The sequence below is a fragment of the Pseudomonas sp. MIS38 genome (assembly GCF_019891575.1).
Lineage (GTDB): Bacteria > Pseudomonadota > Gammaproteobacteria > Pseudomonadales > Pseudomonadaceae > Aquipseudomonas > Aquipseudomonas putida_A.
On the sequence record NZ_JAFLXF010000019.1, the window covers coordinates 65,436 to 78,162 of the forward strand.

Here is a 12,727-nt window from a genome sequence, read left to right on the forward strand (position 1 = left end):
CCTCCGGGAGAGGGTTAGGGTGAGGGGCTCTTGGCTTTTGAGGGCCGAAACCATCACACCGTATGCAGATACCAGTTGTACTCAAGGTCGGAAATCGAGTTCTCGAACTCGGCCAGCTCGCTTTCCTTGCACGCGACGAACACGTCGATGTACATCGGGTCGATGTACTTGGCCATGACTTCGCTGTCGTCCAGCTCGCGCAGTGCGTCGCGCAGGTTGTTCGGCAGGCTCTGTTCGTTCTGCTCGTAGCTGTTGCCTTCAACCGGCGCGCCCGGCTCGATCTGGTTGGTCAGGCCGTGGTGAATGCCGGCCAGTACCGAAGCCATCAGCAGGTACGGGTTGGCGTCGGCACCGGCCACGCGATGTTCGATGCGCACGGCGTCAGCCGAACCGGTCGGTACACGTACCGCAACGGTGCGGTTGTCGATGCCCCAGCTCGGCGAGTTCGGCACGTAGAACTGCGCGCCGAAGCGGCGGTACGAGTTGACGTTCGGGCACAGGAACGCCATTTGCGCAGGCAGGGTCTCCAGCACACCGCCGATCGCGTGTCGCAGCGCGGCGTTCTGCTCGGGATCCTCGCTGGCGAAGATGTTGTTGCCTTCTTTGTCCAGGATCGAAATGTGCACGTGCAGACCGTTGCCCGCCTGGCCCGGATACGGCTTGGCCATGAAGGTGGTGTCCATCTCGTGGTCATAGGCGATGTTCTTCACCAGACGCTTGAGCAACACCGCGTAGTCGCAGGCCTTGATCGGGTCGGAGACGTGATGCAGGTTGACTTCGAATTGCGCCGGGGCGCTTTCCTTGACGATGGCGTCAGCCGGAATGCCCTGCTCTTTCGCGCCTTCCAGAATGTCCTGGAGGCAGTCGACGTATTCGTCGAGGTCGTCGATCAGATACACCTGAGTCGACACCGGGCGCTTGCCGGAGACCGGCGAACGTGGCGACTGCGGACGGCCGTTCACGTTGTCCTGGTCGATCAGGTAGAACTCCAGTTCGAACGCGGCGCAGATGGTCAGGCCCAGTTCATCGAACTTGCGCACCACGTTGGCCAGCACTTCACGCGGGTCGGCGAAGAACGGCTCGCCCTCGATCTCGTGCATGGTCATCAGCAACTGTGCGGTTGGGCGCTTCTGCCACGGCTCGATGCTCAGGGTGCCCGGGATCGGGTAGCAGATGCGGTCGGCGTCGCCGATGTCCAGGCCCAGGCCGGTGCTTTCCACGGTGGAGCCATTGATGTCGAGGGCGAAGAGCGAGGCCGGCAGGTTGATGCCTTTCTCGTAAACCTTGTGAAGACTGGTGCGCTCGATGCGCTTGCCGCGCACCACACCGTTCATGTCTGCAATCAGAAGGTCGACGTACAAAACCTCAGGATGTTTCTTAAGGAATGCGTTTGCTTCGTTGAGTTGAACGGCACGCAGAGGGACCGACATGATGCACCTATTTAGCTGTTAATTATTATGTTCACCGCTGTTTCGCCGAGCCAGTCAATCCGAAAGGCAAAGTGAAGTCAATAGCGAACACCTAGCCGCTCAGCGTTTATTTTTCGGGCTTTTTTTAACACTCACGTGCCAATGCAGGCGCCGCAAGGCCTGGAATCATGAAGATTGGATGAACGGCGTTTAGAATTTTTTACATGGCAGTTGTTAATTAAAATCAACGAGGCTAAGCTCCGGAAAAGCTCGTTCAAGTGTCAAACTTCGAGGTGAATAAAAATGGCATTCAAGCCATTGATCGGCGTTACTGCGTGCGTCAAACAGATTGGCCTGCACCCCTATCACATCAGCGGCGACAAGTACGTACGTGCTGTCAGCGTTGGCGCTCAGGGTCTTCCAGTGGTCATTCCTTCCCTTGGCAAACTGACTGAAATCGAAGACCTGCTCGGTCAGCTCGACGGTCTGTTGCTGACCGGCTCACCCTCGAACGTGGAGCCCTTCCACTATCAAGGCCCGGCCAGCGAACCCGGTACGGATCACGATCCGGCGCGGGACGCCACTACCCTTCCTTTATTGCGTGCAGCCATTGCGGCGGGCGTTCCGGTGCTCGGCATTTGCCGTGGCTTCCAGGAAATGAACGTGGCCTTCGGTGGCAGCCTGCACCAAAAGGTGCACGAGCTGCCGGGCATGCTCGATCACCGTGAAGCCGACAGCCCGGACGTGGCCGTGCAATACGCACCGGCGCATGCCGTGAGCGTGTTGGCGGGCGGCGTGTTCGAAGCGCTGGCGTTGCCGGGCGAGTTCCAGGTCAACTCGATTCACAGTCAGGGCATCGACCGCCTCGCGCCCGGCCTGCGTGCCGAAGCGGTGGCGCCGGATGGCCTGATCGAGGCGATCTCGGTCGAGCACAGCCCGACCTTCGCCCTCGGCGTGCAATGGCACCCGGAATGGCAGGTGCTGGACAACCCGAACTACCTGAAGATTTTCCAGGCATTCGGCGCGGCCTGCCGGCAACGGGCAGCGCGACGCAACCAGCGCTGACTCAACCCAGGATTTCAAAACTGTTTACTGCCCCCACGGGGTCGGCGGTTGCGCGTGTGCGCATCCGTCATCCGTGAAAACAACAAACCGTAATAACAACAAGTACGACCCAGGCAGCCAGGACGGCGGCGCCGAACAAGCCGGATCGTAGGAGCAGTGCCCGTCAGGACAACGCAAAACCCTGTGGGAGCGAGCTTGCTCGCGAAAGCGGTGTGTCAGGTAACAACGATGTCGGCTGACACGACGTCTTCGCGAGCAAGCTCGCTCCCACAGGGGGATGTGATCCAACCGGAAATGCACCTGCAGGCTTGCAATCCACTTAAGCCCGGCCACGTTGGCCGAGCGAACGAAACCTGTTGGGAGTTTCACATGGCAAACGCCTCCAGCACTTACCGGAAGGCACTTGAAGGCCACCAGCAACCGAAAAAGGTTCTGGTGAAAGTCGATCGTGTCACCAAGAAGTTCGACGAAACCACGGCAGTGGACGATGTGTCCCTGGAGATCCATCAGGGCGAAATCTTCGCCCTGCTCGGTGGCTCCGGCTCGGGCAAATCGACCCTGCTGCGCATGCTCGCCGGTTTCGAGCGGCCGACCGAAGGGCGGATTCTGCTCGACGGTGTGGACATCACCGACATGCCGCCGTACGAGCGGCCGATCAACATGATGTTCCAGTCCTACGCGCTGTTCCCGCACATGACTGTGGCGCAGAACATCGCCTTCGGCCTCAAGCAGGACCGTTTGCCAGCCAGCGAAATCGACGCCCGCGTCGAAGAGATGCTGCGCCTGGTGCACATGACCCAATACGCCAAACGCAAACCCCATCAGTTGTCCGGTGGTCAGCGCCAGCGCGTGGCCCTCGCCCGCTCCCTGGCGAAACGTCCGAAGCTGTTGCTGCTCGACGAACCGATGGGCGCCCTGGATAAAAAACTGCGTTCGCAGATGCAACTGGAACTGGTCGAGATCATCGAGCGCGTCGGCGTGACCTGCGTGATGGTGACCCACGACCAGGAAGAGGCCATGACCATGGCCGAGCGCATCGCGATCATGCACCTGGGCTGGATCGCCCAGATCGGCAGCCCGGTCGACATCTATGAAGCACCGGTCAGCCGCATGGTCTGCGAATTCATCGGCAACGTGAACGCCTTCGACGGCACCGTGGTGGAAGACCTTGAAGGTCACGCGATCATCCACAGCCCGGACCTGCAGCAGAAGATCTACGTCGGCCACGGCGTCAGCACTTCGGTGCAAGACAAGTCGATCACCTACGCGATCCGCCCGGAAAAAATGCTCGTCAGCACGCTCAAGCCAGAGACCCGCTACAACTGGTCCGAAGGCAAGGTGCATGACATCGCCTACCTCGGCGGCCACTCGGTGTTCTACGTCGAACTGCCCGGCGGCAAGATCGTCCAGTTGTTCATGGCCAACGCCGAACGCCGTGGCGCGCGTCCGACCTGGGACGACAAGGTCTACGTGTGGTGGGAAGACGACAGCGGCGTGGTACTGCGCTCATGAGAACCTTCAATCAGCAATTCCTGCGCCTGGTGCCCAGCGGGCGAAAGTTCGTCATCGGCATCCCGTTCATCTGGCTGTTCCTGTTCTTCATGCTGCCGTTCTTCCTGGTGATGAAGATCAGCTTCTCGGAGGCTGCGCTGTCGATCCCGCCGTACTCGGAGATCTACACCTACGCCGAACAGAAATTCCAGCTGATGCTCAACATCGGCAACTACACCATGCTCGGCGAAGACGAGCTGTACCTGTCGGCCTACCTCGGTTCGCTGAAGGTCGCGGCGCTGAGCACGATGATGTGCCTGGTGATCGGTTTCCCGATGGCCTACGCAATCACCAAGGCGAGCAAGGAAGCGCAAAACGTCCTGCTGCTGTTGATCATGATGCCGACCTGGACCGCGATCCTGATCCGCGTGTATGCGTGGATGGGCATCCTCAGCAACAACGGTCTGCTCAATGCATTTCTGATGTGGACCGGGCTCACCGATCACCCGATCGAGATCCTCAACACCAACACCGCGGTGTATATCGGCGTGGTCTATGCGTACCTGCCATTCATGGTGTTGCCGCTGTACGCCAACCTGGTGAAACACGACGGCAGCCTGCTGGAAGCCGCGTCGGATCTAGGTTCGAGCAACTTCAACAACTTCTGGAAAATCACCGTGCCGCTGGCCAAGAACGGCATCATCGCCGGTTGCATGCTGGTGTTCATTCCAGTGGTCGGCGAGTTCGTGATTCCGGAACTGCTGGGTGGCCCGGAGACGCTGATGATCGGTCGCGTGCTGTGGCAAGAGTTCTTCAATAACCGCGACTGGCCGGTGGCGTCTGCGCTGGCGGTGGTGATGCTGTTGATCCTGATTGTGCCGATTCTGCTGTTCAACCGCAGCCAGGCCAAAGAGATGGAGGCACGGGGATGAAACGCTTCGGTTTTTCCAAGTTCATGTTGATCTTCGGCCTGATGTTCATTTATCTGCCGATGCTGATTCTGGTGATCTACTCGTTCAACGCCTCGAAACTGGTGACGGTATGGGGAGGCTGGTCAGTGAAGTGGTACGTCGGCCTGCTCGACAACACGCAACTGATGGGCTCGGTGGTGCGCTCGCTGGAAATCGCCTGCTACACCGCGATTGCCGCCGTCGCACTGGGCACCCTCGCCGCCTTCGTCCTGACGCGAGTGACGCGCTTCAAGGGTCGCACGCTGTTTGGCGGTCTGGTGACGGCGCCACTGGTAATGCCTGAGGTGATCACCGGTCTGTCGCTGTTGCTGCTGTTCGTGGCGATGGCGCAACTGATCGGCTGGCCACAGGAGCGTGGCATCGTCACGATCTGGATCGCCCACACCACGTTTTGTGCCGCCTATGTGGCGGTGGTAGTCTCCGCCCGCTTGCGTGAGCTGGATCTGTCGATCGAAGAAGCTGCGATGGATCTGGGGGCCAAGCCGTTCAAGGTGTTTTTCCTGATCACCATTCCAATGATCGCGCCGTCGCTGGCAGCGGGCGGAATGATGTCGTTCGCCCTGTCGCTGGATGACCTGGTGCTGGCGAGCTTCGTCTCCGGCCCGGGTTCGACCACGCTGCCGATGGAAGTGTTCTCGGCGGTGCGTTTGGGCGTGAAGCCTGAGATCAACGCCGTGGCCAGCCTGATTCTGCTCGCGGTGTCGCTGGTGACCTTCCTGGTCTGGTACTTCGGCCGCAAGGCAGAAGCCAACCGCAAGAAGGCGATTCAGGAAGCGATGGATCAGACGGCGAATGAGGCGTGGCAGCCTCAGCGCGCAGCCACCGCCTAAGCAACACCGATGAACACTGTGGTGAGGGGATTCATCCCCGATCGGCTGCGAAGCAGTCGCCAAACCATTGCATGCGGTGTCCCTGTTACACCGCAAGTGCCTGGCTTGGGGCCGCTTCGCGACCCATCGGGGATAAATCCCCTCACCACAGCAAGCTCCCTCGCCACAGGTTTTACGTACACCCGGTTTGTGTTTTTGAATAAAAAGAATGGAGTTTCACCGATGAAAATGTTTGGCAGGACTCTGCTGACACTGTCCTTAATGGGCGCAATCGCCACGGGCGTCCAGGCCAACGACAAGGTGCTGCGTGTTTACAACTGGTCCGATTACATCGCGCCGGACACCGTCAAGAAGTTCGAAGACGAGACCGGCATCCAGGTGACCTACGACGTGTTCGACAGCAACGAGACCCTCGAGGCGCGTTTGCTGGCGGGCAAATCCGGTTACGACATCGTCGTGCCGTCCAACAGTTTCCTGGCCAAGCAGATCAAGGCCGGGGTCTATCAGCCACTGGACAAATCGAAGCTGTCGAACTGGAAAAATCTCAACCCGGTGCTGCTGAAAAACGCCTCCGCCAGTGATCCGGACAACGCTCACGCGTTCCCGTACATGTGGGGCTCGATCGGCATCGGCTACAACCCGGACAAGGTCAAGGAAGTGCTCGGCGCCAAGGCCCCGACCAACTCCTGGGACTTGCTGTTCAAGCCGGAAAACGCCGAGAAGCTGAAAGCCTGCGGCATCAGCTTCCTCGATTCGCCGACCGAAATGATCCCGGCCGCCCTGCACTATCTGGGCTACCCGGTGAACGACAAGGACAAGGCGCACATCCTCGAAGCCGAAGCACTGTTCATGAAGATCCGCCCGTACGTGGCGTACTTCCATTCCTCGAAGTACATCTCGGACCTGGCCAACGGCAATATCTGCGTGGCGGTCGGTTACTCCGGTGACGTGCTGCAGGCCAAGGCCCGTGCGGTGGAAGCCGGCAACAAAGTGCAGATCGATTACAGCATTCCGAAGGAAGGCGCCGGCAGTTTCTACGACATGGTCGCGATCCCGCGCGATGCGGCGAACGTCGAGAACGCCTACCTGTTCATGAACTTCCTGATGCGCCCGGATATCATCGCCGAGATCACCAACAGCAACGGCTACAGCAACGCCAACTCGGCGGCGACGCCACTGGTGGACGAAGCGATCCGCAACGATCCGGGTTCGTATCCATCGCAGGCGGTAATGGCGACGTTGTATGCGGTGCCGGATCAGCCGATTGCCACCCAGCGGATCATGACCCGCGGCTGGACCCGGGTGAAGCTCGGTAAATAACCGAATAACCCTGTGGGAGCGGGCTTGCTCGCGAAAGCGCAGTGTCAGGCACAGATGAATTGACTGACCTGACGCCTTCGTGAGCAAGCCCACTCCCACAGGAGATAGGTGTCAGCTTGAAAGTTTACGGTTTCCCGTTCACGCAGCGCCTTACCACCGCTGCACCCTGCAATGAACGGCCTCACCTGGCTCCCTCGGCTCAGGTGAATTTCAGGCGCCCTCGGGCGCCTTTTTTTCTGCGCTCAATTCAATGGCCAATCCTGCAGGATTCGATAGCGACCCTTGTGCGATTCGAACAAGGCAAAGCGCTCGGCGCGCAGGAAAAACTCCGGCGGCGTAGTGGCCTCCGGCGCCTCTGTTCGATAGTCACGGGCCAGGGTCAGGTGCGGGCGAAACTCGCGTGGTGATTCTTCAAAGCCGAACGGCAGCATCGCCTGCTCCAGCGCATACACCAGGCGCAACAAACCCGGCGGGGCCTGCTCCGGCGCCAAAGACAGAATCCCGGCGCGATGCCAAACCTGCAGACGATCCAGCGCAATCCGTAACGGCTCACCCGGCGTGCGCACCTTGCCAGCGGCTTCGCACACTTCATTGATCTGCGCCAGCGGTACGGCACCGAGGAACAGCAGCGTCAGGTGAAAGTTATCCGCCGGCACCGCTTTGCCGGTGCGCAACCCCAGCTCGCCGCGCCACTGGGCAATGGCCTTGCGTTGCGGTGGCGGGCAGTCGAGGGCAAAAAACAGTCGCTTGAACGGTTCATCCCTGCGCGCATCATCGGTCATGGCCCTGCTCCTTCGCTCGTCGATCAGCCGATTCTACACAGGCTCCTCTGACGACTGGCGACACCCGGCTATAGTTCAAGGATTGCCATCGAACCGGAGGTCGCCATGCGCGAGATCCTCAGCAAAGAACCGTGGTGGGCCCAGCCACCCAGCCCAGGGCAGGATGAAACCGAGCTGGAATGGGGCTGGCTAGTGCATTACAGCGAAGGTGAACCGCGTTTCGAATTCGTCCGCGAACGGCCAACGGAAGAGCAAATCCGCAACCGCAAAAGCTGCCGGATAACCCCCTCCCCAGAGTGACCACAGGCCATTGTGGGAGCGGGCTTGCTCGCGAAAGCGGTGGGTCAGCCATGAAGATAGTGGCAGTGCCGACCCCTTCGCGAGCAAGCCCGCTCCCACAATGGATTTGCGCTGGTCTTCAGGATTCAAGAAGGTTCTTGAAGCCCCCAAAGATCATCCGCTGCCCATCAAACCCCATCGGGTTGACGTCCGGTTGCATGCGCGGGTCGTCCATCATCTTTGCCATGCCGGCATCGCGGGTGGCTTTGTCGGGCCAGATCAGCCAGCCGGACGACACCGTCTCGCCGTCCTTGAGTTTTACCGCCATCGGGAATGACGTGACTTTGCCGTCCGGCACGTCATCGCCCCAGCACTGAACCACCTCCTTCGCTCCGTATTCCTTGAACAGTTTCGCGGCGATCTCACAGTGTTTTTTGTACTGTTCGCGATTGGCATTCGGCACGGGTGCTACAAAAATATCGATGTAAGCCATGATCACTCTCCTTGCACGTTGGGTTCGATCTGCCGGGTAGTCGATTGCGGCGGCTGCCATTCGAGACGATTCACGCCCTGCCCGACCGACGGTTGTTCGCCCCCGCCAAGGTTGCCCTCGACCTGCCCGGCGATATGCAGGGTTCCGGCCATGACCCCGGTGGTCGGGTTCTGCAGCAGTTTCGCCCAGGCCTTGTCGAACGTGCTGCCCAGGCTGCTGCGAATCAGCGCTTCGCTGTCGGGCCGATCACTGGCCTGGATGATCGCGCGGATGCCCGCTACACCGATCGAGATCACCCCGCCTACCAACTTGCCCGCCGCAGCCGCCACCGCACTGGCCGCCCCGCGCGGAGCCATTTCCGCCTCCATCCGCTGGCTGGCGCGTTTGGCCACGGGGGCCATGCCGGCGTCGGTCGAAGCGATGCCTTTGCTGCCGCCTTCGGTGTGGATCTTGTCGATCAACGCGGCATACGCCGGCAAGGTGTTCAGCGGCTCGGTGCTGATGATTTGATACAGCGACGCATCCCGCGCCGGCGGCGGGCCGAGGGCAATCGCCGGGACTTTCTGCAGACGCCCGTTGAGCTGGGCCACCGGCACACCGTAACGCTGGGCGATGAGCGGCATCTGCTGGGCCATCAGTTGCGCGTAGAACGCCGTGGCCTGCCCGAGGATCGCATCCGGATCGATCTCCACCGCCACCGGTTCCAGCACTCTTTCCTGATATTGTTCAAGCAGATAGCTCGCCAGGCGCTTGGCCGACGCATCCTGCTCGCCGCCGGCACTGATGGTGTACCAACTGACCTTCATCGACAGCCATTCCTGGGTCCAGTAGCTGCTGAACCACGGAATGAAATTTTCTTCAGTTTGCTGATAGACGCGAGTGCGCCAATGTTCCATCGAGCCACGGGCAAATACTTTGACTTGCTCGGTGGATTGCTGCGAGGCGCTGACGATGTCGCGATCGATCTCCTGCCAGGTCGCCGGGGACACCACCACTGCTCGCGGCGCCACCGGAGCCCGTGCCGAGGAGGCACAGCCAGCCAGCAGACACAGTGCGGCGAGGCTCAGCGCACGCAGGTTCACGGTGGTGGAGTCCTTGAATGGAGGAAAACAGATTTGAGTATAGGTGCGGGTATTGGGCCATTTGTCGGTTGTGGCCGGACGGGCGCTCTCACTTTGAAATGCGTTCCCCCTGTGGGAGCGGGCTTGCTCGCGAAAGCGGTGGGTCAGCCATGAAGATGTTGGCTGTGCCGGCCCCTTCGCGAGCAAGCCCGCTCCCACAGGGGGAAGCATCAACCATCAACGCCGTCGATATTCACCATCGCCACGATTGCCTTCCGCCCGCCGCCCGGCGAAGGCACGATTCACCCATCCGAGACGCAACGAGGAGTACCCATCATGATTCGCACCATCACCCTCTCCGTGAGCTTCCCGGTGTTCGGCAGCAACTACTACGACCAGCAAGTCGTCTCGCGCAAGTCCCAGGCGCTGCTGTTCAACGAAGATTTCGACGATGTGCTGATGCCCGCCGCGAGCAATCATTTCAGCAATGAAGTGGTGGGCATCAACGATCAGTTCCGCTTTCTGAGCGACATACTCGCCACCCATTTGCTGGATCTCGAGGCCACCGCGCCTGCGCATTCCAGCGTCCGGGCGAGCGCTCATTTTTAATCGACGAGGGCGTTCCCGTTGCGGGAACGCCCTTTTGATTTCTACTCAGTCATCGTCGCGATCACGATAGTAACGACGCCCGTCGCGACGACCATCGTCGCGGTCATCCCAACGCCGGTCATGGTCGTAGTAGCGACCGTGATCACGGTCGTAATGTCGTCCGTGGCGATGATCATCATCAAAGTCCGCCACACAGCCAGCCAGCAAAACAGCGGCGGATATCGTCAACAGCAAGGTTGTTGCACGCTTCATTCAAACTTCCCTAACACCAAGGTCTTGACCACGGAACGGCTGTCACTGCCCGCGCCTTCAGGACGCAGTGCGCGCAGCCGCTGATACGACCGGACAAAAGGACTTTGATTCACTGCCCGACCACGACCGTTGATCGGCCCGCCGCCAGCATCCGGGCAGCGGCGAAATGCCACCTATACTGCTGCTTAGCGACTCCCACGCAACGGATCTGCGCCTCGATAACAACAAGCAGAGGTGGACCATGGTCTGGCAGCAAATCTACGACCCGTTCGGTAACCCGCTGATCTCCACGCTCATGGCCGCGGTGCCGGTGGTGGTGATGCTCGCGGCGCTGGCGTTCTTTCACGTCAAGGCGCATCTGGCCGCTCTGTTGGCGTTGGCGTCGGCCCTGCTCATCTCGATCTTCGCCTTCGGCATGCCGGCGAGCATGGCCGGCTCTGCAGCGCTTTTCGGTGCGGCCAACGGCTTGCTGCCGATCGGCTGGATCGTGCTCAACATCATCTTTCTGCATCGCCTGACCACCGAGAACGGCTCATTCAAAGTGCTGCAGGACTCCCTCGCGCGGATCACCGATGACCGGCGTTTGCAGTTGCTGCTGATCGCGTTCTGCTTCGGCGCGTTTTTCGAAGGCGCGGCCGGGTTCGGCACGCCGGTGGCGGTGACCGGGGCGATTCTGATCGGCCTCGGTTTTTCGCCGTTGGCCGCCTCGGGGCTGGCGTTGATTGCCAACACCGCCCCGGTGGCGTTCGGCGCCCTCGGCACGCCGATCATCACCCTGGCCAAGGTCACCGGGCTGGATGAGATGGAGCTGTCGATGATGGTCGGTCGACAGTTGCCGTTTTTCTCGGTGCTGGTGCCGTTCTGGCTGATCTGGGCGTTTGCCGGGTGGCGCAAGATGCTGGAGATCTGGCCGGCGATTCTGGTGGCCGGGGTCAGCTTCGCGGTGCCGCAATTCCTCGTGTCGAACTTCCACGGGCCGATGCTGGTGGACGTGATCGCCGCGCTGATTTCCATGGCCTGCCTGACGTTGTTTCTGCGGGTCTGGAAACCGGCGACGGTGTACACCTCAGCCGCCCTGTCCGGGCGGGTCGATAACTCCAGGGTCGAGGAAGAAACAGTCACCGCCAGCGCCGCATTCCGCGATCAGGCGCGCCCGGCGGTGATGCGTGCGTGGATGCCGTGGATCATCCTCACGGTGTTCGTGTTTGCCTGGGGCACCCAGGGCTTCAAGAACGTCTTCGACGTGCGCCCGGCGCTGGACCCGATAACCCATTCGGTGAAACTTGATGCGCAAGGCAAACCGCTGAATGAGGCCAACCCGATTTTCTCGCCGGCGCTGACCTTCACCACCCTGCACCTGCAAGTGCAGAAAGTCCCGCCGGTGGTGCCGGCGCCGAAAGCCGAAGAGGCGATCTACAAGTTCACCTGGTTCACTGCCACCGGCAGCGGCATCCTGCTGGCGGCGATTGTCGGCGGGCTGCTAATGGGCTATTCGATCCCGCAACTGATCAAGCAATACCTGCGCACGTTGTGGGTGGTGCGCTTTTCGCTGATCACCATTGCCGCGATGCTGGCGCTAGGATTTCTCACGCGTTATTCCGGACTGGACGCCACCATGGGTCTGGCGTTTGCCGCGACGGGGGTGTTCTACCCGATGTTCGGCACCCTGCTCGGCTGGCTCGGCGTGGCATTGACTGGCTCGGACACAGCGTCGAACGTGCTGTTCGGCGGACTCCAACGGGTGACCTCGGAACAGCTGGGCATCAGCCCGGTGCTGATGGCAGCGGCCAACAGTTCCGGCGGGGTGATGGGCAAGATGGTCGATGCGCAATCGATCGTGGTCGCCTCCACCGCGACCCGCTGGTATGGGCATGAGGGCGAGATTCTGCGCTACGTGTTCTTTCACTCGATCGTGCTGGCCATCCTGGTGGGCGGGCTGGTGACGTTGCAGGCGTATGTGGCGCCGTTTACGCACATGGTGGTTGGCGGGCATTGATGTCGCTTGTAGGGGCCTCTTCGCGAGCAAGCCCGCTCCAACATTTGGACTGCATTGCCCTTTGGGAACAAGCTATTTCCCCACCAGGATTGCATTCTCCGTGGGAACAACCCCGTTCCCACATTTGGAATGCATTCCACTGTGGGAGCGGGCTTGCTCGCGAAAGCGG

At 60.6% G+C, this 12,727-nt stretch carries 13 protein-coding genes; 8 read left to right on the forward strand and 5 right to left on the reverse strand.

The features are described 5' to 3' along the window. Nucleotides 1-53 precede the first annotated feature (53 nt). Entirely contained in the window at nt 54-1,430 is a 1,377-nt protein-coding gene (locus J1G18_RS20455; RefSeq protein ID WP_027611689.1) for a glutamine synthetase family protein, read from the reverse strand. Nucleotides 1,431-1,712: 282 nt separating this feature from the next. On the opposite strand from J1G18_RS20455, the gene J1G18_RS20460 reads away from it, so the two are divergent. From J1G18_RS20460 to J1G18_RS20480, 5 genes are all read left to right on the forward strand, one after another. Beyond that, a complete protein-coding gene (locus tag J1G18_RS20460; protein ID WP_097088867.1) occupies nt 1,713-2,474 on the forward strand; it encodes a gamma-glutamyl-gamma-aminobutyrate hydrolase family protein in 762 nt (253 codons plus the stop codon). Between the two features lie 369 nt (nt 2,475-2,843). After that, entirely contained in the window at nt 2,844-3,986 is a 1,143-nt protein-coding gene (locus J1G18_RS20465; RefSeq protein WP_223008349.1) for an ABC transporter ATP-binding protein, read from the forward strand. A gap of 29 nt (nt 3,987-4,015) precedes the next feature. Continuing rightward, entirely contained in the window at nt 4,016-4,897 is an 882-nt protein-coding gene (locus J1G18_RS20470) for an ABC transporter permease subunit (RefSeq protein ID WP_371260449.1), read from the forward strand. Then, complete coding sequence (locus J1G18_RS20475) at nt 4,894-5,766, forward strand: ABC transporter permease subunit (RefSeq protein ID WP_103367711.1); 873 nt, start codon at nt 4,894-4,896, stop codon at nt 5,764-5,766. Before J1G18_RS20470 ends, J1G18_RS20475 begins: the two co-directional genes overlap by 4 nt. Nucleotides 5,767-5,988: 222 nt before the next feature. Further along, the gene (locus tag J1G18_RS20480) at nt 5,989-7,086 is read left to right on the forward strand and encodes a polyamine ABC transporter substrate-binding protein (RefSeq protein ID WP_027611685.1); all 1,098 of its coding nucleotides are present in this window, start codon (nt 5,989-5,991) and stop codon (nt 7,084-7,086) included. A gap of 242 nt (nt 7,087-7,328) precedes the next feature. Here J1G18_RS20480 and thpR read toward each other — a convergent pair whose 3' ends face one another. After that, nucleotides 7,329-7,868, reverse strand: coding sequence for an RNA 2',3'-cyclic phosphodiesterase (thpR, locus tag J1G18_RS20485; protein ID WP_223008350.1), 540 nt, complete (start codon nt 7,866-7,868; stop codon nt 7,329-7,331). 105 nt (nt 7,869-7,973) lie between these two features. On the opposite strand from thpR, the gene J1G18_RS20490 reads away from it, so the two are divergent. Next, nucleotides 7,974-8,168, forward strand: coding sequence for a hypothetical protein (locus J1G18_RS20490; protein ID WP_135296115.1), 195 nt, complete (start codon nt 7,974-7,976; stop codon nt 8,166-8,168). A 118-nt stretch (nt 8,169-8,286) separates the two neighbouring features. On the opposite strand, the gene J1G18_RS20495 is transcribed toward J1G18_RS20490, so the two are convergent. Together J1G18_RS20495 and J1G18_RS20500 are read right to left on the reverse strand one after the other, a co-directional pair. Then, nucleotides 8,287-8,640, reverse strand: a complete 354-nt coding sequence (locus tag J1G18_RS20495) for a DUF1428 domain-containing protein (protein WP_134786733.1) — start codon at nt 8,638-8,640, stop codon at nt 8,287-8,289. Between the two features lie 2 nt (nt 8,641-8,642). Beyond that, nucleotides 8,643-9,722: a hypothetical protein gene (locus J1G18_RS20500; protein ID WP_223008351.1), complete on the reverse strand. Its 1,080-nt coding sequence runs from the start codon at nt 9,720-9,722 to the stop codon at nt 8,643-8,645. A gap of 315 nt (nt 9,723-10,037) precedes the next feature. On the opposite strand from J1G18_RS20500, the gene J1G18_RS20505 reads away from it, so the two are divergent. After that, nucleotides 10,038-10,310 (forward strand): hypothetical protein, encoded by a 273-nt coding sequence (locus tag J1G18_RS20505; RefSeq protein WP_096796472.1) that lies wholly within the window; start codon nt 10,038-10,040, stop codon nt 10,308-10,310. Nucleotides 10,311-10,355: 45 nt separating this feature from the next. Here J1G18_RS20505 and J1G18_RS20510 read toward each other — a convergent pair whose 3' ends face one another. Next, nucleotides 10,356-10,562 carry a hypothetical protein gene (locus tag J1G18_RS20510; RefSeq protein ID WP_096796473.1) on the reverse strand — a complete coding sequence of 69 codons (207 nt, stop codon included), beginning with the start codon at nt 10,560-10,562 and terminating at the stop codon, nt 10,356-10,358. A 241-nt stretch (nt 10,563-10,803) separates the two neighbouring features. Between J1G18_RS20510 and J1G18_RS20515 the strand changes: the two genes are divergently transcribed. Beyond that, nucleotides 10,804-12,558, forward strand: a complete 1,755-nt coding sequence (locus J1G18_RS20515; RefSeq protein WP_223008376.1) for an L-lactate permease — start codon at nt 10,804-10,806, stop codon at nt 12,556-12,558. The last annotated feature ends 169 nt before the right edge of the window (nt 12,559-12,727 follow it).

What these genes read in the sequence shown, in the direction of transcription:
- J1G18_RS20455 (WP_027611689.1), bottom strand. Translation starts at nt 1,430, where the DNA reads ATGTCGGTCCCTCTGCGTGCCGTTCAACTCAACGAAGCAAACGCATTC.
- J1G18_RS20505 (WP_096796472.1), top strand. Translation starts at nt 10,038, where the DNA reads ATGATTCGCACCATCACCCTCTCCGTGAGCTTCCCGGTGTTCGGCAGC.
- J1G18_RS20475 (WP_103367711.1), top strand. Translation starts at nt 4,894, where the DNA reads ATGAAACGCTTCGGTTTTTCCAAGTTCATGTTGATCTTCGGCCTGATG.
- J1G18_RS20510 (WP_096796473.1), bottom strand. Translation starts at nt 10,562, where the DNA reads ATGAAGCGTGCAACAACCTTGCTGTTGACGATATCCGCCGCTGTTTTG.
- J1G18_RS20465 (WP_223008349.1), top strand. Translation starts at nt 2,844, where the DNA reads ATGGCAAACGCCTCCAGCACTTACCGGAAGGCACTTGAAGGCCACCAG.
- J1G18_RS20495 (WP_134786733.1), bottom strand. Translation starts at nt 8,640, where the DNA reads ATGGCTTACATCGATATTTTTGTAGCACCCGTGCCGAATGCCAATCGC.
- J1G18_RS20515 (WP_223008376.1), top strand. Translation starts at nt 10,804, where the DNA reads ATGGTCTGGCAGCAAATCTACGACCCGTTCGGTAACCCGCTGATCTCC.
- J1G18_RS20480 (WP_027611685.1), top strand. Translation starts at nt 5,989, where the DNA reads ATGAAAATGTTTGGCAGGACTCTGCTGACACTGTCCTTAATGGGCGCA.
- J1G18_RS20460 (WP_097088867.1), top strand. Translation starts at nt 1,713, where the DNA reads ATGGCATTCAAGCCATTGATCGGCGTTACTGCGTGCGTCAAACAGATT.
- thpR (WP_223008350.1), bottom strand. Translation starts at nt 7,868, where the DNA reads ATGACCGATGATGCGCGCAGGGATGAACCGTTCAAGCGACTGTTTTTT.
- J1G18_RS20490 (WP_135296115.1), top strand. Translation starts at nt 7,974, where the DNA reads ATGCGCGAGATCCTCAGCAAAGAACCGTGGTGGGCCCAGCCACCCAGC.